We start from the raw sequence: 26928 nt of genomic DNA, 5'->3' as shown, positions 1-26928 counted from the left end.
CCCGCAAGGCCGGCAACCCCATTCCCGTCAAGCGGCGTGCAAGCGAGAAGCCCGAGAGGATCGGGCCCGCATCGGACGACGCGAAGAAGCCAGCGAAAAAGAAGGTAAAGAAGTCTGCCAAGAAACCGGCGAAGCCGGCGCAGGCAGTGGCGAAGTAAGACGCATCACGAAAAGGGCGCGCGCCGTCGCCGATCATTGGGACATCCCTGCTTGAGGCGGTCCGCTCCGCCGGTCACGATCGGCGCATGCATCACGTATTCTCAGGCGTCCGCAAAGTTCTTACCCCGCTCCTGTTGTGCCTTTGCGTGCAGCTCCTCAGTTGCACAAGTGAGGGCGGTTCGCTCGCAACTGGATCTCTGGCCCGCAGCTATCTGAGCGATACCACCTTCACCAAACTCATCGTCGAGATTCAGGCCGTTGAGGGCAATCTGCCCCTGATGGCCAGCGTCGACAATCTCGAAGCCTTCCTCAATGCGCGTCTCAACAAGAGCGGCGGCATCACCGTGAGCGTCGACGACCCGATCCCCTCGCCGGGCAAGGCGACCCTCTCGGCATTTGAGGCCGCGCAACTCGCGCAGGAATACCGCACGGAAATGACTGCCGGAGATACGGTGGTAGCCCACATCCTCTTTGTGGATGCCGACTACGCCGCCAATGAAGGGGACTCCAAAGTCCTGGGGCTAGCTTACCAGGGCGACGCGGCGGTTCTCTTCAAGAAAACCATCGACGACAATGCCGGCGGCATCGGCCAACCCAGCCAGGAAGTGCTCGAGACCACCGTGCTGCTCCACGAATTCGGCCACCTGCTGGGTCTGGTGAACACCGGCACGCAGCCGGTCGACCCTGCCCATCACGACATCCCCCACGGCGCACACTGCAACGTGGAGGGCTGCCTGATGAACTACCAGGTGGAAACCACCGACATTCTGGCCAACCTGCTCGGCAGCGGCATTCCCGATCTCGATCCCAAGTGCATCGAGGACCTGCAGGCCAACGGCGGCAAGTAACTACATCCCCAGCGCCGCTTCGAGTTCCTCGAGCGCTTCGCCGGTGTAGACCGCGAGGCGCTGCATGCTCGGCAGGGTGTCGCGGCAGCCGGTGAAGCCGAAGTTCAAAGTGCCGTTGTAGCTCACGCAGGTGATGTTGAGCGCCTGGCCGTGGATGGGGATGCTCACCGGGTAGTTGGCCTCCAGCTTTGCGCCGCGGAAATAGAGCGGGTGATCGGGCCCCGGCACATTGGAAATGACCACATTGAAGGCCGGGCGGGTGCGCCCGCTCAGGCCCGTGACCTGCTGGAGCCCGAAGGGCAACATCGTCAGCGTCGTGTATTGCAGGATCGCGTCCTTGCTCATCCCCTGGAGCTGGGCCTTGGCGTGACAGCTCGAGTCGTGGATGGCCTGCAGGCGCTCTGCCGGATCGGCAATGTCCGTGGCAAGCGAAGCGAGAATCGCACCCACGGCATTGCCGCCGCCGGGGTCGTCCTTGGGCCGGACGTTGACGGGCATCATCACGATGAGCGGATCGCCCGGAAGCTCGCCCAGCTCCATCAGGAAGCGTCGCAAGCTGGCCGCGCTGAGCGCCATCACCACATCGTTGAGCGTGGTCTCGCTCTTCTTCGCAATAGCCTTCAGCCGATCGAGCCCGTACTGCTGCGTGGCGAATCGGCGGTTGCGGCCGATGCGGCCATTGAGAATGCACTTGGGTGCCTGGTAGGGCAGCACCAGGTCGGGGTCCTTGCCCTGCGCGACCTCCAATAGCTCGCTGCCCACCTGCCGGGCGGTCTCCCATTGCGCGCGAAGGACTTCGCGCCACCCGCCGCGCTGCTTGGCCTCGCCGGCAGGGCGCTCGGGCTCGGGAAGCATGAAGAAGACCGGCTTTTCCACGTCCTCGGGCGTCGTCGAGAGCGAACGCGCCAGGGTCTTGGAGCCGGTAAAGCCGTCCATGAGCGAGTGATGAATCTTGAAGAAGAGCGCGAAGCGATCGTTCTCGAGCCCCTCGATGAGGTGCACCTCCCAGGGCGGGCGGTGGAAGTCGATCGAATGGCCGTGCAGGCGCGAGACGAGAATGCCCAGCTCGCGCTCGTCGCCCGGTGAGGGGAGCGCCGAGCGGCGCACGTGGTAGTCGAGGTCGACCTCGTCCTGCTCCTCCCACACGTGGCGCGGGTTCATCAGGAAGTCGGGGGTCTTGAGTTTGAGATTCCACGGCGGCTGCACATCGCAGCAGTCGCGGATCTCATCGAGCACCTCCCGAAGATAATCGGGCGCCGCGTCCTCGGGCCTCGAAAAGATGAGCAACGAAGCCACGTGCATCATGGTTTCGCGGCTCTCCCCGTACAAAAACATTGCATCCGATGGTGTCAGAACCCGGCTTGCCATGCAGCAATCCCCTTTAAGTTCGCGCTGGTTCACCAACCAGTCTAGCGGATCGGGGCGCGATGCAAGGGAGCAAAATTTTCAGGGGTTTGAAAAGCTGGCTTGCCAGGCGAAGCGCCCGAGGCGCGAAGTCTGGAGCGGGAGACGGGGTTCGAACCCGCGACCCTCAGCTTGGGAAGACTATTCGCCGTTGCAGAACCAGATTTGCGCCATTCTCAGTAAAACCGCATCCAATGAAATCAATCACTTAGAACACCGATCCTGCGGCCCACTTTCTCTATTTTTTGAGCGACGACTCGAAAACCACCCGGCGTACACTCGCGCGGTCACGGGGCGGTCACAGAAAGGCACGCCTGGCGCTCAGCTTGAAGCCGCATACCAGCTACTGTGGTGCCACAATACCCGCGATCCAGCCTGTGACCAGAACTTCCTATCGGCCTCCGTTTATTGCTCCACTCCCTCCACCGGTTTTCCGTCGATGGCCAGGATGACGAACTCCACGCGGCGGTTCTGCTCGCGCCCGCTGGCGCTGTCGTTGTCGGCAATGGGCTGGGTCTCGCCGTAGCCCTTTGAGAGCAGGCGCGAGCTGTCGATTCCTGAGTTCACCAGATACTGGCGCACCGCGAAGGCGCGGTCCTCGGAGAGCTGGAGGTTGTAGGCGTCGCCGCCGCGGCTGTCGGTATGCCCCTCGATGCGCACCTTGGTGATGTAGGGGTTGGCCACCAGCTGCGAGACGATGTCGTCGAGAATCGGGTAGCTCTCCTTGCGAAGGGTGGCGCTGCCGGTCTCGAACTGGATCTTGTCCAGCGCAATCAGCTTCTTCGGGGCCGCCGCCAGGGGGCCGGGCTCGGGACAGCCGTCCTCGTCCTCGAAGCCGTCGAGATCCTCGGGCTGCATCGGGCACGAATCGGCGATATCGAGAATTCCGTCGTCGTCGTTGTCGGGATCGGGACAGCCGTTCTCATCCTGATAGCCGTCCATGTCTTCGGGCTCCATGGGGCAGCGGTCGACCACGTCGAGAATCGTGTCCTGATCATTGTCGGGATCGGGACAGCCATCGAGGTCTTCGAACTGGTCCATGTCCTCGGGATCCATCGGACAGGTGTCATTCACGTCAAGAATCGTGTCCTGATCGTTGTCGGGATCGGGGCATCCTTCCAGATCCTGAAAATTGTCGAAGTCTTCGGGATCAAGCGGGCATTCATCGTCGGGGTCGAAATACCCGTCCCCGTCGGTATCCACCGGGCCCCTCGCCTCTTCCACGGCAGGTTCGAAAGTAATGCCCCAGGTAATGCGCCAATCGGGAGCGCCTACGCCGTAATTGGGCACGCTGCTGAAGGCGAGCTGGGTCATCCAGTCGGGCTCGAAATCCCATCGCACCATGGCCATGAACTCCGTGGGATCATCACCCGAGGTATTGCCGCCCGAGAAGAAGTCCCCGAAGTCCACGTTGTCCTGAATCTGCTGATTTCCGAACAGCGTGACGCCGACGCGCCAGTCTTCGAGATGCTCGAAGCCGGTTGCGTTCTTGATCCAGTCGTAATCAAGGGGGGTTTCCATGCCGATGCCCCAGCGCCAGACATCGTTGCTCACGAAATTAAGTAAGGTGCGTTGCGGACGAATCTGCACGCCCAGGTTGATGGCAATGCTGGCCTTGTTGGCAAAGGTCCAGTCGGCAACCAGTCGCGGCTCGACGCGAAAGAACTGGTCGGATGCGAGGAAGTTCTTTTTCCCGATGGGGATGAAAAGCGGCATCAGAAATGCCATGCCGAAGCCCTCTCCATCATCAGGGGCGATCAGATTGACCTTGGGAACGATCCGAATATCGCCGAAGGCCGCCCCGTCGAGCTCGGTATTGGGCATCCCGATCAGGGTGAGCGGGTCGCCCGACTGGCGCCAAACCACGGGGATTGCAATGCCGATCTCCGCCCAGTCGAACACGCCGTAAGAAGCCAGCAGGTCGCTCTGCCACTTGTGGTGCATCGGCCGCTCGGTGATGGTGAACGGGTTGATGAAGGCCGCGAACTGCACCTGATCGTTCGCATAGTTCGAGACGATGCTCAGGGAGTAATTTCCCTCGGCAATCAGCTCGCTGCGCGAAATGTTGAGAATGTTGTGCTTCTGCGAGGGCAGCGGATCGAAGTGCTCGGCCTGGAATCCCAGGTCTGCCTGCGCGTGAGCATTGCCAGCCAGTGAAAGAGCGAACAACAGCGCAAGGCCCAGCAGCCCGGTTCCCCTACCCCGTTTTGAATCCACCGCAACCCCGCGCCGGCGCCGATCCCAGAAGAAGAGCATAAGCAGACTGAGCAGCGGCAGTAACGTCCACCCACCGGCCGGGGCCGAGGGATTGAGCGTGCAGTCACCGGTGCCCCCGCCGCCTGTCGCACCAATCAGGATCGCCTGCACGCTTATGCGCTGGGGCAGGCCGAGTGCTTCGCCGTCGTCGGCGACCAGCTCAAAACAATACTCCCCGTCCTCGGGCGGCGTGAAGGTGGGCGTGAAGGGGTTGTCATCGAGCACAACCGGCACGCCGCCACACTGGGACCAGCGAAGGCCAAGGCCGTTGACCACGCCCGTCACGCCGTCGGCATCAGCAGCCGAATCGCTGCTCAGCGTACCCGAGATCGTGACTGCAACATCCTTGCGCGTATAGGGCGGCCCGCTGGGCACTGCCGTGGGGATCAGATTACGAGTCTCCCCACCGGTGATTTCGACCTCCAGACACACCTCGTCGTGTGCCTGACTGCCACCAGGCGTGCGCACCGTCAGTTCGAAGCAGTAGTAGCCCGAGACGATGGGCGTCACGATCGGAAGCATTGCGCTGGCATCTTCGATGATCGCGGTGGGACCCTCGGTCTGTTGCCACAGGTATCCGAGATTTGCGTTCGTGAGCCCATCACTCCCGATGCTTTCCGCCCCATCGAGCATGAAGGGAACGATACCGCTGAGCGTCAGCTTGGTGTTCTCCTCGACCTCCGCCTTGGCAACCGCCAGGGCGGCATCGGTGCCGACCGGCAGCACATGGACCGGTAGGACCACGGGCACGCTGCTCGCCATGCCGTCGTTGACGGTCAGTTCGAATAGGTAAGTCCCCTCGACGAAGGGCATCATGGAGATTTCGGTCTCATTGAGCGTTGGGGAGAAGGAGTGGAAGCCCGGCGCATCGACTAGCCTCCAGTTCGCCGTGAGGGCATCACCATCAAGATCGGTGCTGTTAATCCCCGTAAGGGTGAAGACTTCACCCACATTGACCCGCCCATCGAGATTGTCGTCATCGACATCCACGAATTCCGGCACCGCCACCGGTGCGTAGTTCGCACCCGGATCGAAGGCCGTGATGGTCACGCAGTCTTCAATACTGGGCAGGTCATCGTCGAGCACATCGCGCACTTCCAGGCAGAAGGTAAACGCCCCCTGCGAGGGAATCACGAAGCTCGGCGAAATGGCCGCGGGGTTCGAAAGCGTGACCGGGGTGCCCAGTTCCTGGCGCCACGAGTATTCGAGTTCCGCTCCCTGCTGGCGCGAGTCGGGATCCAGGCTGGCGGTGCCGTTGAGCTGGTAAACGCTCGCAACGCCAGCGTACTGGTCCACACCAGCATCAGCCGCGGGCTCCACCACGGATCCAGCGAGATCCATCTCGTCGAAGTTGCGCACGTAGACGCGAAGGAGCCTGGGCTCGGAATCGGTGCCGTCAGAGCTGACAACAAGTTCGATCTCGTAGAGGCCCGGCACCGGTGCGCTGCTCACCAGCGGCGTGAACACCGGCGTCGGTGAAGACGGATCGTCGAGCACTTCGTTGATGTCCGCCCCGAAGGGTACTTCGTCTCCGAGCTGCCAGGTGAAGGAATCGATCGGCGTCAGATTATCGTCCGACGAGAGCAGACCCGAGAGCGGCAACGTCTCGCCGACATCCATCCCTGCCGATTCCATCGGCGGCGAGGCAACTCCCATGACGTTGCGCGAGATTCGCGCGATGGGCGGCACATCGGTGACAGTGATGGTCACTTCCTCGGAATCATATTCTCCCGTAACGATGGAAACCGTCAGACGGAAGACATAATTGCCGGGCTCAAGCGCTACAAAACTCGGGCGCGGCCCAGTCGATCCGGTGAGCGTAACCATGGGACCGCTCACCGGCTGCCAGTTGAAGTTGAGGGCCAGGTCGCCCAGCGCATGGCTGTTCGAACCGTCCAGGCGCAACAGGCCGGGCAGTTCCGTGCGGTCCTCGCCGGGATCGGCCACCAGATCGGCGTCCTCGACATGTACGTCCACATCGGCCGCGGGAGCACCGTCGAAGTTCGGATCCAGACTGCTCACCGTATGAGTAATCGTGGCGATCTCATCGCCCTCGATCATGGTATCGACCGCGCCCTGAATGTTGACCGTCTGCGGAATCGGTGCACCGACGCAGCCCAGAGAGGCAAAATTAAGGACCGCCGGGCTCACAAAAATGTCCGCATCCAGGGACAGGGCGATATTGACCGGCGAACTCGGGCAGTTGGTCAGCCGCACTTCATAGCTGTCCGCATACTCGGGTAGAGCACCTTCGAAGACGCGGGTTTCCCCGTCGGACTCTGTGATAAGCACACCCACCACTGTGATCGTGACGGTGCCGGTCGCCTGCGCCCCGTGGGGATCTGCGACCGTATAGTCGAAGGTATCGACGCCGGTGAAGCCGATGCTCGGTGTATAGGTGAGCGTCAATCCGCCCGGATCGATGCTCACGCTGCCACCTGCGGCGGCATCACCGGTCTCCACTGCGACAATATTCAGGGCCTCGGGCGGGACATTGCCGTCCAGGTCGTTGCCCAGCACGTCGATTTGCTGAGCGCGCTCCTGCTGCACCGTAGCCGCATCGTTCATGGTCGTGGGCGCAAAGTTTACTTCGGTAGTAACCGGGTTGGAGGCAATCGGTCCCACCCCATCACCGGTTACGCCGGCGGTGTTGGAAAGACTGGTCATGCCGCCCACGAGCGAGCCGTCCACGCGCACGGCAAAGACTGCACTGTCCATGGCCGAGGCTGCCAAGGCGCCCACGCTCAGCGTGCAGGCACTGCCGGCACTGGTATCGGGCACGCAGATCCAGCCCATCGTGCTGGAGGCCGTCTCAAAACTCGTATTGGCAGGAACGACTTCGGAGAGAGTGACGCTGGCCGCGTCCTGATCGCCGGTGTTCTGATAATTGAGCATGTAGCTGACCACCTCGCCCGGAAGCGGTGCGGCCGATCCATCGCTCTTGGAGAGCGAGAAATCAGGCGCGGCGTCCACCGGGGTCGTGATACCGGCCGCGTTGTCGGCAGGCATCTGGTCGGCGCCGTTTGCACCATCGTCGCCGAGGCTGACCGTGGTGGTCACCGACTCCAGCAGGGCCGGGACGGGGTTATCCACGTCCAGCACAATCGTGACAGACGCGGCGGGTGTGCCGGCCACGCTGAGAGCACCCAGTGCAAGGGTGCAACTCGCCTCGGCGTTGGCGTCGGGCATGCAGTTCCAGCCCATGGCGCTCAATCCAGCGTTGAACGTCGTTCCGGTGGGCACGGTGAAGTTCAACATGCCGCCGGTCGCGTCCTGGTCACCCGCGTTGTCCACAATGACGTCAATGGTGATCGCCCCACCGGCCGCCGCACTCATGGCGCCATCGTCAAGACTCAGTGAGAGATCGGGCGCGGCGTCGAGGGTGGTCTCCACCATCGCCATGTTGTCGGCGGGCGTCGGCTCGGCGCCGTTGCCGCCGTCGTCGGCCGCACTTGCCGTATTTGAGAGGCTATCCGCCCCTGCGGGCGCCACAGCGATCACGTCCACGGCGAAATCGGCGCTTCCCATCGCAGCCGAACCCAGAGCACCGATGTTCAATATACACGTATCGCCCGCCGCACCGGCGACCAGGCACATCCAGCCCCCTGTGCTCGCGCCGGCGTTGAAGGCGGTGTTGGCGGGCACGGTCTCGGTCAGCACGACGCCGGTGGCGTCCTGATCGCCGTTGTTGACGTAGTCGAGGGTGTAGACCACTGCGCCGCCGGGCATCACGGTTGCGACGTCCCCGCTCATGGACAGTGCCAGGTCGGGCTCGGCATCGATGGCGGTGTCGGTTTCGTTGAAGGAATTGTCGACCGGGTTCTCGTCGGGGCCATTGGCACCGTCATCGCCGATATCCAGCGTCAGGTCGATTATGTGCGCGCCGGCGGGCACCGGATCGAGCACGTCGAGGGCAATGGTGCGCGACTCAGCGGGATCACCCGCACCAACCGTTCCCACCGCGTAGGTGCAGGTGCTGCCGGCACTCGCATCGGGCAAGCACACCCAGCCGGGGCTCGCTCCGGTCTGGACACTTGTACCCGGTGGAACTGTGAAGGTGAGTTCCACGCCGGTGGCGTCCTGCGTGCCGACGTTGTCATAGGTGACGGAGTAGACGCGAGTATCACCGGGCTCGGCGCTGCCACCGGGGCCCGTGACTGTCACCCGCAGGTCGGGCGCAGCATCCAAGCTCACGCTGGCACTTGTATCGGTGTTGTCCGCAGCATTGGAGTCGGCACCATTGGCGCCGTCGTCGGCCACACTCACGCTCACTGTGAAATCATCGAGGCCCGAGACCAGCGGATCGGGCGCGCGCAACGCGAAGTCGCGCTGGTCGGTGGGATCGCTCACGTCAAAGGCTCCGAGGCTCAGCGTGCATGCGGGCCCGGTTGTCGCGCTGGGCGCACACGACCAGAGCGCGTCGCTTGCTCCGGCATCGAACTCAAGGCCCGCCGGAATCGTGGCGCTCAGCACCACGCCGGTCGCGTCCTGATTGCCGCCGTTGGCCGTGGCGATCTCGAAGAGCAGTGTACCACCGGCAGCCAGCGGACCGGCCGGGTTGTCAATGTCGATACCAAGGTCCGGCGCCGCGATGACCGGCGTCGCATCCTGCGCGGTGTTGTCTGCCGGGATGGTATCCGCGCCGTTGGCTGCGTCGTCGAAGACGCTTGCGCTCACAATGATCTCATCGACGCCCGCCGGCATGGGGTTGCTCCAGGTAAGCGCGAAGCTCGCCATACCCGAATCACCCGAAGCGACGGCTCCAATGGGCAGCGTGCACACACTCAACGGGTTCCCGTTGGGGAAGCAGTTCCAGGAGGGGTCACTCATCCCTGCGTTGAAGGTGGTGTTCAGCGGAATCGCGATGGTGGCACTCGCGCCGGTTGCACCCTGGGTACCGTTGTTCTGCCAGCTCACCGTGTAGGTCACCGTGTCGCCGGGCGCGGCGCTGGCGCCGCCATCGTCGAGACCGGCAACCAGGTCGGGCATGGCGCCGACCACAGTGTTCACCGTATCGGTGTTGTTCATGGCGTCGGAATCACTGCCGCCCATGCCGTCGTCGACAATGCTTGCAGTATTTACGATTTCATCGAGCCCCGCGGGCAAGGTCGCGTCGAGAACCACCGCGAAGCTCAGCGACGCGCTCGAGCCCGCATTCAGCGTCGCAATGGCAATGGTGCAGGTATCGCCGGCGCCGCCGCCACCCATGCATACCCAACCGGGCGTGCTCGCCCCGCCACTGAAGGTGCTGCTCGCCGGAACGGTCTCGGTGACGACCAGCCCCGTGGCATCCTGATCGCCGAGGTTCTCAAGATTGATGGTGTAGATCACACTGCCGCCGGCCACCGGAGAGGCTGTGCCGTCCGAGAGCATCAGCGAGAGATCGGGCGCGGCGTCGATACTGGTGCCACTGTCCGTATCGACATTGTCGGCAGGCGCGAGGTCGGGTCCGTTGTTGCCGTCATCGGCGATGAAACCGCCTACCGGAATGACCGGACCCACTCCGGCAACCACGATCGCAGGAACCGTGATGATGAAGGGAACCGCGGCGACCGGATCGCCCGCGCCCACGGCGCCAACGTTGTAGATGCACGTGGCACCGGCATTGAGATCGGGCGAACACGCCCACCCCGCCGGGCTCAGCGTCTGGTTGAAGACCATTCCTGCCGGGACGGTCATCGAAACGAACACGCCGGCGGCATCCTGGGTACCCACATTCTCATACTCAAGTGAGTAGATGATGTCCTCACCCGGTGACGCCGTCAGGCCCGGCCCCACCACATCAAAGCGCAGGTCCGGGGCGCCAGTAATGCTGGTCGTCGTCGAGGTATCGGTATTGTTGCCACCATCGACGTCCGCGCCATTCGCGCCGTCGTCGGCGATGCTCACGCTCAGGACGACGTTCTCGATTGCTGCTTCGACCGGATTGTCCACCCGTAGCACGAAGTCCGCGCTGCCGGAGGCCCCCAATGCGAGCGCGCCCAGGCTCAACGTGCAGGTGCTTCCCGCACTGCTACCGGGCACGCAAGCCCATGCTGCCACCGTGTCGGCATCGGAGAAACTCGTCCCGGCGGGGACCACCGCCGCAAGAGCCACGCCTGTCGCGGCCTGCGTTCCCATGCCGGCACTGTTGCCGTAGGAGATCGTGTAGGAGATCGCCCCGCCCGTCATTGCGGGCGCAAGGGTGACATTGCCGCCCGGATCGCTCACGTCCACATAGAGGTCGGGCGCAGCAAGCACCGGGGTCATCACGCTCGCGCTGTTGTCGGCGGGCGTGGGCTCGGGATCGGGCGAGACAGCATCAGTGCCGCTCACAGTGAGCGTGATATCGGCAACACCGGCTGCAATCGGATCGTCAAGATCGAGCACAATGGCGGCCATGCTCGAACCACCCGAGGCCAGCGCACCCACAATCAACTCGCACGCACTGCCTGCCGCCGCCGAGGGTATGCAGTTCCAGGAGGGATCGCTCATTGCGGCGTTGAAGGTCGTATTGGCCGGAACCATGAAAGACAGGCGCACGTCGCCGGCATCCTGATCGCCGTTGTTCGCGTAGCCGGCTATGTAGCTCACGCTCGCGCCGGGACCGGGCATTGCGCCACCATCGCTCAGGCTGAGCGCCACATCGGAGGCCGCGTCGATACTGGTGCCATCGTCGTTGTCACCATTGTTGCCACCACCGGTATCGGGCCCGTTGGCGCCATCGTCCATGACCGAGCCGCCCAGGTCGATGAGCTCGATTCCCGTGCCGATTGCGCCGAGCACGTCCACCGTGAAGGCCACGCCGACTGCCGGATCGCCGGCGCCCACGCCTCCGACCAGGAAGGTGCAGGTGCTGCCCGCGCTGCCGTCGGGGGCGCAGATCCAGCCGGGATTGCCGGTCGGATTGAACTGTGTACCCGCCGGAACGGTCATTTCGAGCGTGACACCCGTGGCATCCTGATTGCCCAGATTCTGATAGGTCACCGTGTAGACACGCGTGTCACCGGGCTGGGCGCTGCCGCCCGGACCGCTCACAGTGATCGCCATGTCGGGCGCGGCATCGACCACCGGCAAGACCGAGGAATCGGTATTGTCGGCCGCATTGGCGTCGGCGCCGTTGGCCACATCATCTGCAATGGAAAGGCTTGCACTCAAGTTGTCGATACCCGCTGCGATAGGATCGTCAATGTCGACGACGAGCGTCGTGCTCCCCGCCGGATCGGCGGCATCCACCGCGCCCACACTGAGCGAGCAGGAAAGTCCCGTGCAGTTCCAGCCCGGACTGCTCGCCCCGGCATTGAAACCCGCGCCCGCACCAAGGATCACATCAATCACCACGTTCACCGCGTCCTGATCGCCCACGTTGTCGTAGGCAATCACGTAGCTGACACTGTCGCCGGGCACGACGGGGCTTGCCGGGTCTGTTACCGAAACGCTCAGGTCGGGGAACGCACCCAGCGGCGTAGTGTCGCTCTGGCCGTTGTTGCCCAGATCGGGATCTACTCCGTTGGTACCGTCGTCGGCCACCGAACCCGAAGCACTGATCTGGGTCACACCACTGGGAACTGGGTCGTCAATATCCACGGCGAAGTTCACGCTGGTCATGGCGCCCGAGACGAGCGCTCCCACGTTGATGGTGCAGTTGCTGCTGGCCGAGTTGTCGGGCACACAGACCCAGCCCATGGTGCTGGCAGCAGGATTGAATACCGTGTTGTCGGGCACGGAACTCGCGACGATGATGCCGGTGGCTTCCTGGTTGCCCTGGTTCTCCACGGTAGCCGTGTAGGTCACCGTATCACCGGGCATGGCCCCCGCCCCGCCGTCACTGAAGGTGAGGGCCAGGTTGGGCTCGGCGTTGAGGTTTGTCGTATCGCTCGCGGCGTTGTCACCGGGCGTTGCGTCGGCGCCATTCATACCGTCATCGGCAATGCTCGCATTCTGAGTGATAAGAGTAACACCGGAGCCCACGCTCAGGGCGATATCTACCACGAAGGTGGCGCTGCCCGCGCCGCCGGCGGGAACGCCGCCCACACTGAAGGTGCAGGTGCTGCCCGCGCTGGAATCCGGCAGGCAGACCCAGCCCGCGGTGCTCGCCCCCAGGTTGAAGGTCGCGTCGGGAGGAACCGTGGCAGTCAGTGCGACACCGGTGGAGCCCTTGTCGCCGGTATTGGCGTAGCTGAGCAGGTAGCTCACCTGCCCGCCGGGCACGACGCTCGCGCCGCCGTCAAAGACGCTCAAGGTCAGATCGGGCTGAGCGTCGATGCTGCTTCCGGCATCGCTCGTCATGTCATTGCCACCGTCGAGATCGGCACCGTTGGCGCCGTCGTCGCCGACGGAGCCACCGAGCGTGATGGTCGCGGGCACGCCCGCCGCCACGGGGCTATCCACAATGACGACAAAGTTCACGCTGCCGGCAGGATCGCCGGCGCCCACATTGCCGACGCTGTAGGTGCAGGTGCTGCCCGCAAGAATGCTCGGCGTGCAGCTCCAACCCGCCGCGCTGGCGGAAGGATTGAAGCTCGTACCCTGCGGGATTGTCATGGTGAGCACCACACCGGTCGCGTCCTGCGTACCGATATTCTGGTAACCCACCATGTAGGCGACATTCTGTCCCGGCATGGCACTCAGGTTCGGGCCCGTTACGGTGATCAGCAGATCGGGAGCAGCATCAATGCTGACCGCGCCCGAAGTGCTCGTGTTGTCGGCGGGCGCCACGTCGGCGCCGTTCATGCCGTCATCGCCAATCGCACCGGAAATCGAGACGCTCGTAAATACGGCGGCCGCCGGGTTTTCCACCTGAAGAACGAAGTCCGCGCTACCACTGCCGTTGAGGGCCAGGGTCCCCACGCTGTGGGTGCAGGTGCTGCCCGCGCCGTTGCCGGGCAGGCAGGTCCACGTCGCGCTCGTATCGCCGGAACTGAAGAGCGTACCCGCCGGGACCGTGGTCGTCAGCGTCACTCCGGTCGCGCCCTGGCTACCGAGCGTATCGTCGTTGGCGTAGTTAAAGGCGTAGGCAATCGTGGGATTCGGGCCCGCCGCCACGAGGGCAACGCTGCCACCGGGCCCCACAATACTGAGCTGCAGATCGGGCGCTGCATCGATCGCGGTGTTCACTGCTGCGGTGTTGTCGGCCGGATTCTCGTCGGCTTCCATCGCTGCGGTGTCGGCGATGCTCGCGCTGAAGGCAACAACTTCAATGGCGCTGCCAAGGGGTGAGTCCACATCCAGCACTGCGGTGGTGCCGCCCATGGCGCCGCCGGCAAGGGCACCGATGTTCAAGCTGCATGTGTCGCCGGCTGCCCCTGCCACCAGGCAGGTCCAGCCCGCGCTCATGCCGAGGTTGAAGCTTGATCCCGTCGGCACCGTCACTGAGATCTGCGCGCCGGCAGCCGACTGGCCACCTGCGTTGCCATAATCCAATGCGTAGCTTACCGAGTCACCGGGCATGGGCGTGGCGCCGCCGTCATCGGCACTGATCGTGAGGTCCGGCGCCGCCGCAAGCGCGACATCGCCGCCACCGTCTGAAGCGCTCTCGGTATTGTCGAGCGGGTTCTCGTCAGCGCCGTTGGCGCCGTCATCCCCCAGGGTCACGCTGATGTCCGCGCCCTCAACGCCCGAATCGATTGGATCGAGCGCCATGAGGGTCAGGCCCACGCCCATCGCCGCGCCGCCCGAAGGCACGCTGCCGATGGCATAGGTGCAAGCACTGCCTGCACTGCCATCGGGAGCGCATACCCAACCGGGACTACCCAACGCATTGAGCTGCGTGCTCGGCGGAATCGTAAAGCTGAGCTCGACGCCCGTCGCAGCCTGGCTGCCGGTGTTCTGGTAGGTAATCGTGAAGCCGATCGGGTCGCCCGCGCCGACGCTGCCCCCGGGGCCTGCGACATCGATCACCAGGTCAGGCGCCGCCGTAACCGTCGGGGCATTTGAGGTGTCGGAGTTGTCGGTCCCGTTGGCATCACTGCCGTTTGCGCCGTCGTCGGCGATGCTCACGCTGAAGGAAAGCGAACCCAGCCCCGCCGCCGCCGGATCGTTGACGTCCACGGCAAAGTCCACATCCACGGGCGCCACGCCCGCGGCGAGCGCGCCGACGCTCAAGGTGCAGCTCACTCCCGCGCACATCCAGAGCGGGTTGCTCGCACCGGCATTGAAGGTCGTACCGCTGGGCACGGTGGCACTCAGCACAACCCCGGTAGCGTCCTGACCGCCGGCATTCTCATAGCTCACCACCCAAGTCACCGTGTCTGCGGGAATAACCGGGCCGGCGGGCGTATTGAGACTCACCGAAAGATCGGGCACCGCGTCAAGCGGCGTGTCGAGCGTCACCGAGTTGTCCACGTTGTCGGCATCGCCGCCGTTGGTACCATCATCACCGATGGTGGTCGTGCCGGTGATCTGCGTTGTGCCTGAAGGAATTTCGGTGGCGACGCTGAAGACAGCACTCGTGGCCCCCATGGCGCCACTGGCCACTGCGCCCACGGCAAAGGTACAGGTGCTGCCCGCGCTGGTATCGGGCGCGCAAACCCAGCCCATCGGGCTCGCACCGGCATTGAAGCTCGTGTTCACGGGAACTGTGATTTCCAGATAAACGCCGGTGGCACTCTGCGTGCCGTTGTTTTCGTAATCGATCGAATAGGTCAGCAGATCGCCGGGCATGAGGGTGCCGCCGCCGTCGCTTACCATGATCGAGAGATCGGGTTCGGCGTCGATGGGAGTTGTGTCCATCGCAGCGTTGTCGCCGGGCGTGGGATCGGCACCGTTGGCCCCGTCGTCAGCAATGCTGGCACTGAAGCTCACATCGTCGGCGCCGGCAGCAATCATGGCTGCCGCGTCCAGGACAAATAGGGCACTTCCGGCGGCGCCGCCGCCCCCGAGGTTGCCGATGCTCAGCGTGCACATACTGCCCGCGCCGCTATCGGGCGCGCACATCCAGCCTGCCGTGCTTGCCGCCGCGTTGAAGCTCGTGTTGGCAGGAACGGTGGCGGTCAGTGTTACGCCTGTGGCGTCCTGGTCGCCAGCATTGGCGTAGCCCAGGGTGTAGGTCACCTGGCCACCCGGGTTGACGCTCACGCCGCCGTCGCTGGCTGCGAGAGTGAGATCGGGCGCGGCGCTCAGCGTCGTCCCACTGTCGGTGTCCATGTTGTCGCCACCGGTAAGGTCCGCTCCGTTGGCGCCGTCGTCACCGATCATGCCGCTCATGCCGATGCTCGGACCCGCGCCCGCGGGTGCGGGGTTGAGCAGGGTGACCACGAAGTTCTTGCTGCCGGCCGGATCACCGGCTCCGACGCTACCAAGGTCAAAGGTGCAGGTACTGCCCGCGCTGTTGTCGGGCGCGCATACCCAGCCCGCGCTGCTGGCGCCCGGGTTGAAGCTCGACCCTGTGGGGACGGTCATCGTGAGCGTCACGCCCCCAGCGTCCTGGGTGCCCACGTTCTCATAGCCCACCATGTAAGCGACATTGTTGCCCGGCGTGGCCGAGAGGCCCGGGCCGGTGACGTCGATTACGAGATCGGGCGCACCATCGAGGGTCGTGCTGGTCGAGGTGCTCGTATTGTCGGCGGCGTTGGCATCGGAGCCGTTCATCCCGTCGTCGGAGATGTCGGCGGTGATCGCCACGCCTGTCAGTCCCGCTGCCAGCGGGTTGTCCACGGCGAGAACGAAGTCGGCGCTGCCGCTGCCCGCGATGGCCAGTGCCCCCACCGAGAGCGTGCAGGTGCTGCCCGCGCTCGTGTCGGGGAGGCAGGCCCAGGCCGCCGTGGTAGCCGGGTCGTCAAAGCTGGTGCCCGCCGGCACAGTGATGGCGATCTCTACGCCGCTGGCCGCCTGCATGCCCAGCGTATTGTCGTTGGCGTAGTTGATCGTATAGCTGAGGTTCGGGTTCGGCCCTGCCGGGACGAGCACCAGCGTCCCGCCTGGCCCCGTCGCGCTCACATACAGATCGGGCGAGGCATCGATGGGCGTCGTCTCAGTCGCGGTGTTATCTGGAGCATTGGCATCGGCTTCCATCGAAGCGGTATCGGAGATGGTCGCACTGAAGGCGATCTCCTCTATCGCCCCACCGATGGGCGAGTCCACGTCGAGCACCAGCGTGCTCATGCCGCTGCCGCCGTTTCCGGCGAGCGCCCCGATATTCAGCGTGCAGGTATCGCCCGCCGCACCAGCCACCATGCAGCTCCAGCCCGCACTCATGCCCAGGTTGAAGCTCGTTCCGGCGGGAACGATGAGCGCAATCTGCGCGCCGGCCACGGACTGGTCGCCCGCATTGGCATAGCTGAGCGTGTAGCTGATCTGGTCGCCAGGGTTCACGCTCACCCCGCCATCATCGGCGCCGAGGGTGAGGTCCGGCGTGGCACTCACGCCCGAATCACCCGCGGTATCGGAAGCGCTACCACCGTTATCACCCGGGTCCTCGTCGGGACCGTTGCCGCCGTCGTCTCCGACGCTCGCGCCGGGATCGAGGGTCTCCACCCCGGGCGTCATTGGATCGAGCAGCTTGACCGTGATGCCCACGCCCACGGGCGGGTTGCCCGCGGGAACGCCGCCTACGTTGTAGGTGCAGGTGCTGCCCGCACTGCCATCGGGCAGGCAGGTCCAACCTGGGCTTCCCGCGCTCTGGAACATGGTACCCGGCGGGACTGTAAAGGTAAGGAACACGCCAGTGGCGCCCTGGCTGCCGGTGTTCTCATAGATGATCGTGTAGGAAGCCGAGTCTCCGGGGGAGACATTGCCTCCCGGACCTTCGACCGTGACGTTCAGGTTCGGTGCCGCGGTGATCGCGGGCTGCGCCGAGGCGTCGGTGTTGTCGGCAGGCGTCAGATCGGCACCGTTGGCACCGTCGTCGGCGACGCTCACGCTCAGCGAGAGGCCATCCACGCCCGCGGCAATCGGATCATCGACGCTCACCACAAAGTTCACCATCACGGCCGGATCTGCCGCCGCGACGGTTCCGGCGACGGTGAAGGTGCAGGTCGCGCCTGCGATGCCGCCGGCGGTGCAGGCCCAGCCGGCCGGGCTGAGCGCGCCGTTGAAAGTGCTGCCCGTGGGGACGGTGGTGACCAGCGTGACGCCGGCCGCATCCTGCGTGCCAATGTTGTCGTAGGTGATCGCCCAGGCCACATCGTCGCCGGGCACCACGGGACCAGCCGGGTCGGCAACGCTCACGCTCAAGTCGGGCGCCGCGCTCACGGTGGTGGTATCCGAAGCGCTGTTGTCAGCCGGGGTGAGATCAGCACCGTTGGCACCATCATCGCTGATCTGCGCGTTGGTGGTGATCTCGGTAGTACCCCCGGGCACGCTAACAACGACGTCCAGCACCACGTCGATCATGACCGAGGCGCCCGCCGCTACGGCGCCGATAGCGCTCGTGCAGATCGAACCTGGACTCGCATCAGGCACGCAGACCCAGGCGCCGGTGCTGGCACCGGAATTGAAACTCGTATTCGTGGGAACGGTCACGGCAATGCTCACGCCGGCTGCGTTCTGCGTGCCGTTGTTCTCATAGGTCGTCGTATAGGTAATCGGGTTGCCGGGCACGACACTGGCTCCGCCGTCGTCGAGGCTCAGCGAGAGATCGGGGGCCGCATCCACGGGGGTCACGTGGCTCGCGCTGTTGTCACCGGGCGTGAGGTCCGCTCCGCCGCTGCCGTCGTCGGCCACGCTGGCACTGTTGGTGATAGAAGCCACTCCTGCAGTCAGCGTCGCGGGGATGTCGAAGGCGATGGTGCGCGTGCGGCTGCCACCGGCAGCGACTGCTCCCACCGAGAGCGTGCAGGCGGGCGCACAAGCCCAGCCCGCACTGCTGGCGCCGGCGTTAAAGCTCACGCCGACCGGTACCGGGTTGGTCAGCACGACGCCGATGGCATCCTGGGTGCCCACGTTTTCGACAACCAGGGTGTAGACCACCGTATCCCCGGGATCGGCCGCGCTGATCGAATCATCAACGCTCAGGGTAAGATCTGGACCGGCATTGATGGTCGTTCCCATGGCCGTGTCGGAATTGTTCAGCGGATCGGAATCGGCACCGTTGGCACCGTCGTCGCTGACGCTGACCGTAGTGCTCAGTGTCCCAGGCGTGCCCGAGGGAACGGGATTTACCACGGTGAGGGTAAAGGCGACATTGCCCGCCGGGTCGCTCGGATCGACCGTGCCCGATACCGCGAAGGTGCAGGCGCTGCCTGCACTGGAGGTGGGCGTGCAGGCCCAGCCCGCGGCGCTGGCACTGAAGTTGAAGAAGGTTCCCGCCGGGACAGTGAGCGAGAGCGTCACGCCGGTTGCTCCCTGGTCACCCAGGTTGTCGTAGGTTGCCGTGTAGGGGACGTTGTCACCGGGGTTGGCGGTGAGGCCCGGCCCCATCAGGCTCATCGCAAGATCCGGGGCGGCATCGATGGAAACCGCCGCGGCCGAGTCCATGTTGTTGAGCAGGTCGGGATCGGCGCCGTTGGTACCATCGTCGGCGATGGCCACGTCAAGGACCACCTGCTCCAGAGCCGTGGCCACCGAAGCGTTCACCGCGAGCACGAAATCCGCGCTGCCCATGGCACCGGCAGCCAATCCGCCCACCGACAGCGTACAAGTGCTGCCTGCGCTGTCATCGGGCGCGCAAGCCCAGGCCGCAGTCGTGGCCGGATCGTCGAAGCTCGTCCCGGCCGGCACGATGAGGGTGATCTCCACCCCGGTCGCCCCTTGGCTGGCACCCGGACCGTTGTTGTCGTAGCTCACGCTGTAGAGAATCTGCCCGCCGGGGCTGACCGGACCAGCGGGATCATCGACATCGATGGTGAGATCGGGAACCGCGCTCACCGGGGTGTTCTCGCTTGCCGAATTGTCGCCGGGTACATCGTCGGCGCCGCTGGCACCATCGTCGGCAATGGCGATGCTCGTCATCACCTCGGTAACCCCGGCCGGGACCGGATCGTCCACAGTGAGCACGAAGCTCGACATGGCCGCGCCCGAGGCCGCCGGGACGCCGCCGATCATGTTGGAGCAAGTGTCACCGGCTGCACCCGCCACAAGACAGGTCCAGCCCGCACTCATGCCAAGGTTGAAGGTCGTGCCGGTGGGCACCACGAGGCTCAGCGTGACGCCCGTGGCGGCTACGTTGCCCACGTTCTCATAGGTCGCCGTGTAAGTGACGTCGTCGCCGGGATTAGCCGTAACCGCACCATCGTCGAGCAAGACCGTCAGATCGACCGCGCCCACTTCAATCGTGTGCATGTCGCTGGGGTTCTGGCGCCGCGTCGCGCCTGCCACGTAGGTGGGCGCGCTGTCGGCCTGCAGGCTCGCGGTGTTGGTGATCATGGTGCCCAGGGCAACGCCGGCATTCACACCCGCCTGGTAGGTGAAGGTCAGTGTTTCTCCGAGCTGCAGGTCACCCAGATTCACGGTCACCGAGTCGTCGCCGCCGGTGTTTCCTTCGGCAACGCTCATTCCCAGTGCGCTGGTCTCGGTGACGCTCCCAACGACGAGAGCCAGATCGGGGTCGAGCAGGTCGTCGATCCGCAGCGCATAGGCGGGCGCGCTCGAACCGTTGCCCGAGGGGTTTTCCACTGTGACGGTGTAGGTGACCGCCGCGCCGCCCGCCTGCGCAGTCCCCGGCGGCAGGCTGCCGGTCTTGGTGATAACCAGCACCGGCTCGACAATGTCCACATCCAGCATCTGCGACTGGGAGCCGCCCGAGTAGGTAAGCGTCGCGGTGTTGGTGAGCGTATCGCCGCCGGCGTTCACCGGCAGATCGGCCACGCGGCCGGTAATGCTGAAGGTAATCTGGTCCAGGCCGTTGAGGGCCTGGTCGGCGGTATTGAGGACGTTCCCCAGCGTCCAGGTCACACGATCATCGATCCCATCGCCGTTGGTGTCGGAGGGTGCGCCCGCCTGTCCCACGGTAGGCAGCCCGGCGCCCGAGAGCTGGGCCCCCACGCCCAGCACGCTCGATGCAGTCACTTCGAGCGCGCCCGTCCCCTTGGGCAGGTCGAAGCTGAAACTCGAATTCTTGGTGGTTCCTTCGATGAAGGTCACCGTCACGCTGAAGGTCACACTCTCACCGATGTTCAGGTCGGCCAGGACGGGATTGCCCTGCCCGGTTCCGGTATTGCCATCGGTGGTGCTGAGGATGGAGACGCTCCCCACCGCGTTGTCGTCGATGTCCGTACTCTCGGTCGCCGGGCGAACCGAGCGCCGGGTGATACCGGCACTGAAGGGCGAGACGCTGTTCCAGTGGACCGTCGCCTCGGTATCGGCAGTGTCCGTCGGCTGCACGCTGTTCTGGAGAACGGCGTCATAGTCCACCGTGAGCGGGCCGCCCGCAAGCGCCAGTGAGGGGAAGACCACCGTGACGGTATCGTCGCCGGGGTTGTCACCGCTGATGACCGTGCCGCCCGGAGCAACGATCGTGCCGGGCGTCAGGATCAGATCCGGCCCCGCGAGCACGTGCGTGTAGATGACATCCTGTGCCGGTCCGGTCGAAGCGCCGTTGTGCGTGATCGTGCCCGTGTAGCTGATTGTATCGCCCGCGTCGGCGCTGCCGGGAGTTCCCGCCAGCGTCAGATCAAGAACGGGCTCCACGATCTCAGTCTGCACGTCGGCACTGCCGCTGGCGGCAATTCCGTACGTGAATTCAGCCGTATGTGTGGCCAGATCCGCCGCTGCATTGCTCGCGCGGTCGATGGGACGTGCGACGATCTCGGCGCGGATGCGATCGTCGTCGGTCTGCATACCGTCGGGATTGTTGAGCACATTGCCCAACGTCCAGGTGACTTGATCGTTGGCGAGGTCGGCGTTCGAATCGCTGGCCACGCCGGAGTCACCTACCATGAGTCCGCTACCGATGGTGAGCTGGCCGCCGATATGGGTGATCTCGCTGCTGACGACCTCGTAGACACCAACGGTCTTGTCCAGGAGCTCACTGAGTGCAGCGTTCGAGGTGGTGCCCTCGGGCAGGGTGATCTCGATCTCCATGGTCACCTGCTCGCCGATGAGCAGGTCGGTCACGGCAGGATTATATTGCGCCGAGGTAGAAGCGACTTCCGAGGTCGCCGTGATGACGTGACCCACCACGATGGGCAGGATGGTCAGGGTGTTGCCCTCGCTTGCGTTGTAGGCGCGCTGATCAGCAGCGCCACTGGGCGGGTCCGCCGGATAGCTGTCGAAGTCGATGGTCGCAGTGGTGGAGATCATATCCATCGGTGCGACCGCCGTGGAGATACTTGCGGTGTAAGTGAATTCAAGTGTTTCACCCAGCAGCAGCGCCGGCAGGGTTACCTGCACGGTCGTATCACCACCGGTGTTCCCGCTCACGACGGCAAAGCCGCCCAAGGCACTCACCTGCGTAACCGATCCCACGTTAAGGCTCAGGTCCGGGTCGAGTAGATCCTCGATCACCAGGTCGAAAGCCGGCGCGTCGGAGTTGAAGGGCGCACCGCCGTCATTGCTAACGGTCACAGTAAACTGCACCAGATTGCCCGCGTCACCGGTTGGGCTGTCGGAAGCCATCTGGATATCGAGCACCGGCTCTGCCACGTCGAGAGTCACATTGGCCGTCTTGTCAGCCCCATTGTCATGCTGCAGGCGCGCGACGTTGACGGGCGAGTCGCCGTCGACATTGGTATCGGGCGCGTCGTCGACCAGTACCGCCACCACTTCGAAGACGATCTGATCGTCCCCATCGACGTTGTTTGCGTAGCCAGGACCGGGCCCATTATCACCCGCGTTCACGATGTCATTGAGGATCCACTCGGCACTGGTGGCGGTCACATTTGTTGCCGTCGAGGCGACGACCGGGAGGCTCGCACCCGAGAGGTTGGCGCCCACGGAGACGACCTGGGTGCTCACCACCTCCAGTCGCTCGCCGACGGTGTCGAGCTCTTCACGCACGACAATGCCCTGATTGGTTCCTTCGGCAAAGGTCACGGTCATATAATGCGTGACCGACTCGCCGATGGCCAGATCTTCCACGCCGCCCACATGCCGGGCACTGCCGGTCTGGGCGACGTCGGTCGCGAAGATACTGTGCGCGATCGTGGGTTCATCGATGTTGATGCTTGCGCCATCGCCGTCGCTGTGGCTGCGGGTTTCCACGCCGGGCACTGCGCCCTGGCTGTCCCAGCCCAGCGTACCCGAGACCGGGACCGTCAGCCCCGCGACAGAGGGGTCCTCGAGCTGCACCTGGTAGGTGAGAGTCAGCGTGCCCGCACCGAGCGCCTGCGTCGGGTAAGTCACGACCACGGTCGTGTCGCCACCGCCGTTACCGGCAACAACCACGCCACCGGGGGCGCTTACAGTAGTGGGAATAAGACTAACACCGGCGCTGGCCAGCAGGTCCGTATAGACGAGCGAGAACGCGTCAGCCTGGGAGGTGGGCGAGTTCTGGTCGATCTCGGCTGTTACGGTGATGACGTCCTTCGAATCCACCGCGGCCCCCGGAACCGACAGGTTCAGCGTCAGGTCCGGTTCGACGACGTCGAGGTCCACGTCGGCGCTCATGGCAAGGCCGGCACCGTAATTGAGTGTCGCAGTGTTATCGAGCAGGTCGCCGTTGGCATTCGCCGGATTGTCGATGACCTGCGCAACAATCTGGAAGGTCATCATGTCGGCGGCGGATATTCCAGCACTGGCGCCGGAATTGGTCACATCCCCCAGATTCCAGGTAACGCGATCGAAGAATGTATCGAGATCGTTGTCACTGGCCGTGCCCGCAAGCCCGACCATGATGCCCGGCGCGGTGAAACTCAGGTCGGCGCCGATCGCCGTGATCTGGCTGCTCAGCACCTTGAGAATACCATCTGCGTTTTCGAGCTGCTCCACCACCGAAACGCCGCTTGCGGTTGCCTCCGCGAAGGTGACATTGACCTCGAAGGTCACCTGCTCGCCAATGGTCAGGTCGATGTTGGGCGTCGCTCCGTTGACCGACCCGGTGCTGGGTTCGTTCGTCGCGGCAATAGTGTGAGTAATGCTCGGCGAGTTCACCGTGAAGTTGCGGTTGCGGGTGATGTTGTATTGCGCTTCCTCGGGATCACCTGTCGTGGGAAGCGAATCGGCGTCCAACTCGCCGGTAGTCGTGATGGTCGTCTGAGTCATCGCCATGGAATTGACGGTAACCGTATACTGGATCCTCAAATTCTCACCGAGCAGCATCACCGGGGCGGAAACCTGCACGCTGGTATCGCCGCCGGTGTTGCCGATGTCCACAGTGGCTCCAATCAGCGGTGCCAACTCCGTCACCGAACCCACGTTGAGCGTGTAGGCCGAATCGAGCAGGTCGGTGAGCACCAGGTCGTAGGCGGGCGCCCGCGAGCTACCCGCGTGTGAGGCCGTCAGCGTAAAGGTCACGCCGGTACCGGCATCGCCGGAACTCGGAGAGATCGCATACGTCAGATTCAGGACGGGCTTCACGATGTCGATCGGCGCCCCGTCGGACGCCGTCCCACCCGTGTAGGTGAGATCCGCCATCGGAGTCCTCGTAACCCCGTTGCCGATGCTCGTCGCAGCCGGAAGCTGGAGCGTGAGATCGATGACGATCTGGTCGTCGCCGTTACTCAGCCCGTCCGGCGTATTGCTCACAATGCCGAAGTCAAGACTCGTGCCCGAGGGCGGCATCATCATTGGAGTCAGGTTCGCGCCTGCCATCCAGCTACTGGAGACAAAGTTGAGTCCCGCGGGGATCACGTTGTCGACCACGATGTCGGAGCGGCCTTCCGGCACGGTCACCACAATCTGGAAGGTAACGTTCTCACCCAGGGTCACGTCCGTATTGGAAGCATTTACCTGGCTGGAACCCGTTTCAGGCACGTCGGTGCTGAGCACGCTCATGGAAATATCGGGCGCGGCCATGGTGATGGTGGCGTCATCGGTCACGGGGTCAAAGAGCGTCGCGCCAGGACTGTGGGCGAAGAACACGGTGACATCGTCGGTGATGACGTCGTCGGGTTCCGTGGTGCTTGAAAGATCGCAGGTATAGGTGACGAGGATCTCGTCCTTGCCCAGCGCCGCCCCCATTTCTTCAATCGGGTTGACGAGCGTGATGCCCCCGGCAAACAGGTTGCCCGTGTAATCGGCGGGGTTTGATAGCGGCGTGCCGATCCCGTCGGCAACCGAGATCAGCGCGCAGCCGGTCAGGCCCACTGCCGGCGTGTCGACGATCTGAACATCATAGGCATTCGCGCCGGCGATGTTCTGCACAGTGGTGACGAAGGTGATTGTGTCGCCACCGTCGCTCTGGCTGATATCGCCGTCCACCGGCGTCATGGCCGGTGCGGGCGTGATGGTGGAATCGGCGACGGCGTTGGAGCTGGCCGAAATACCCTTGGTCACCATGAGTTCGGCGCCGCGCACCTCAAGCATGGTATTGGCGGCCGAGCTGATTGCCGTTCCGGGAGAGTTCGCCGTGCTGCCCTGCGCCAGGTTGGTCAGGAAGGGCTGGGGCGCAAAGGGTTCGCTCGTCACGGTGGTGAGGATGTCTACCGCGATGGTCTGCGTCGTGGTCGGCATGCCGCTGCTCACGGCCGGGAACTCCAGCCGGATCTTGTTGGTGGCACTGTCGATGGTGACGCTTGTGGGATCCATTCCCACATTGTCGCTGGGTGCGAACTCTACATCGGGCATCGCAGCGATGGTTGGCGCGCCCGTCAGGTCCAGATCGTCGACATCGAAGATGGGCAAGGGTAGATAGTCTTCGAGCACGAAGGCCTGGCTGTCGCCGGATTCGATCGAGACCTCGAGACGAAAACGCACCACGTCGCCGGGCACATAGAAGAGCGAGCCGGTGGCGTCCTGCTTGGTCACGTTGATTTTTTTGACCGTCACCCCCGCTGAGGAAGCATCGCTACACAGGCTGCCGCCTGCGGTCAGGTCGAAGTCATTGACCACACCCATGGAGAGCGGATCACTCTGCAGGACGTTTGCGACCGGATTCTGATACTGCTGACGCACCGTGCCGGTATAGCTGATGGTTCCCGTCGTTCCGGGCGCAAGGTTTCCCGTCACGGCCGTCACGTCGTACTGGATGCTGGTAATACCCAGAGCCGTCATGGTCGTCGGGGCGATCGCGATGGGTCCGCCACCGACCGTCGCCGCAACATGTGAAGTAAAATCCATCCCGTCGGGAAGCGCGTCGTTGATGATGAGCCGGTTTGCCGTCGCGTAGTCGCTCACCTGGAAGTTGAGCGTGTAGGTCACCACGTCATCGGGCACGACCGTGCCGGGCCCGGCGCCCTTCTGGATGGGCAGGTGCTTGGCGCTCACGCCGCTGGAATCTGCAGCCGCAAGCGGATTCATCATGGCGTCCTCGGCGCTCATGCTGATTGCATTACTCAGTCCCTGCGTGCCGCAGCCGGTCTCGGCAAGCGTATCGATGATGTAGGCCTGATAGCTGATCGTCAGTTCGCTGCCGGCAAGCGTGCCGGCAATGCTGGTGCAGGTGACGTTCAGTGTTCCTCCAGGCACCACCATCGAGGGGGCACTGACGGCCATGCATCCGGCACCCCCGACAATGCTCAGTCCGCCCGCGTACTGCAGGTCGGCGTCGAGCACATCATCAATATCGATGTTTGAAATCGTTTGGGCGTTCGCCACGTCGACGCTGGTCGTATAAGTGATGGAAAAATCGGGTCCCGGCGCGCGCTCGCCCTCGGGGGCGTTGTTGCTCGCGCTCATAGTGAAGAGCGTGGGCGTGACCTGCGTCGTCATCGCCATGCCCTCGATGGGCCCGTTGGCCCCGGTAGGCGTGTCGCCGAGTTCGAAAACCGGCTGCAGCGTCACGTCCAGGGGCGCGCCGACCGGTGCCATCGCGTCGAGAGCCAGGCAAATGTCCACGTCGATGTCGGGTCCTCCGTCCACCACGCTGCCAAGGGGAATGGTCAGCAGCGTGAGCGTCCCGCCGTCGGGGCCGGTGACCGCGCTCATGGACTTGGGATCAGTGAGCTGGTTGCCCGGCGAGGCCGGGAAAATCCCCACTGCCGTGGTGCTGAGCGGCGTGCTCAAGTAAGTCGAAGAACTGTAGGTAATTTCCGGTGGAAGCACCGCACGCAGATACGGGTTAAACCCGGGGCTGCCGGTGTTCGTCAGGGTAGTGGTGAAGCACAGCTGCTCGCCGGGGAAGGCGCTGCTGGGCGGCCCCCCACTGATCGATGGCGTCTGCGCTGTCGCGTTGGCGGCAGTGATGAGAAGAACAACTACAAATGATGCAAATCCGGCAACAAGACGTGAGCGCATGGCCCATCCCCCGCCCCGCCTTCACCGGTTTGGGAGTCAAAGAGAAGACGCCGGTCAGTTCGCTCGCCCCTGA

Annotated in this window: 4 protein-coding genes; 1 reads left to right on the top strand and 3 read right to left on the bottom strand. The window is 64.2% G+C overall.

Translation table 11 applies throughout. The features are described from left to right. A partial coding sequence (locus KDH09_12865) for a hypothetical protein (protein MCB0220584.1) occupies positions 1-196 on the bottom strand: 196 nt, incomplete at its 3' end. 109 nt (positions 197-305) lie between these two features. Between KDH09_12865 and KDH09_12860 the strand changes: the two genes are divergently transcribed. Further along, positions 306-1007, top strand: a complete 702-nt coding sequence (locus KDH09_12860) for a hypothetical protein (protein ID MCB0220583.1) — start codon at positions 306-308, stop codon at positions 1005-1007. Here KDH09_12860 and KDH09_12855 read toward each other — a convergent pair whose 3' ends face one another. Beyond that, entirely contained in the window at positions 1008-2375 is a 1368-nt protein-coding gene (locus KDH09_12855; GenBank protein ID MCB0220582.1) for a wax ester/triacylglycerol synthase family O-acyltransferase, read from the bottom strand. A gap of 441 nt (positions 2376-2816) precedes the next feature. Continuing rightward, positions 2817-26855: a DUF11 domain-containing protein gene (locus KDH09_12850; GenBank protein MCB0220581.1), complete on the bottom strand. Its 24039-nt coding sequence runs from the start codon at positions 26853-26855 to the stop codon at positions 2817-2819. Positions 26856-26928 lie beyond the last annotated feature (73 nt).

The sequence above is a fragment of the Chrysiogenia bacterium genome (assembly GCA_020434085.1).
Lineage (GTDB): Bacteria > JAGRBM01 > JAGRBM01 > JAGRBM01 > JAGRBM01 > JAGRBM01.
The sequence above is the reverse complement of the archived record's forward strand: the minus strand, read 5'-3'. Positions and strand labels throughout refer to the sequence as shown.

Bases quoted from the DNA above. Each gene is read 5' to 3' on its own strand.
- KDH09_12855 (MCB0220582.1), bottom strand. From the start codon at position 2,375: ATGGCAAGCCGGGTTCTGACACCATCGGATGCAATGTTTTTGTACGGG.
- KDH09_12850 (MCB0220581.1), bottom strand. From the start codon at position 26,855: ATGCGCTCACGTCTTGTTGCCGGATTTGCATCATTTGTAGTTGTTCTT.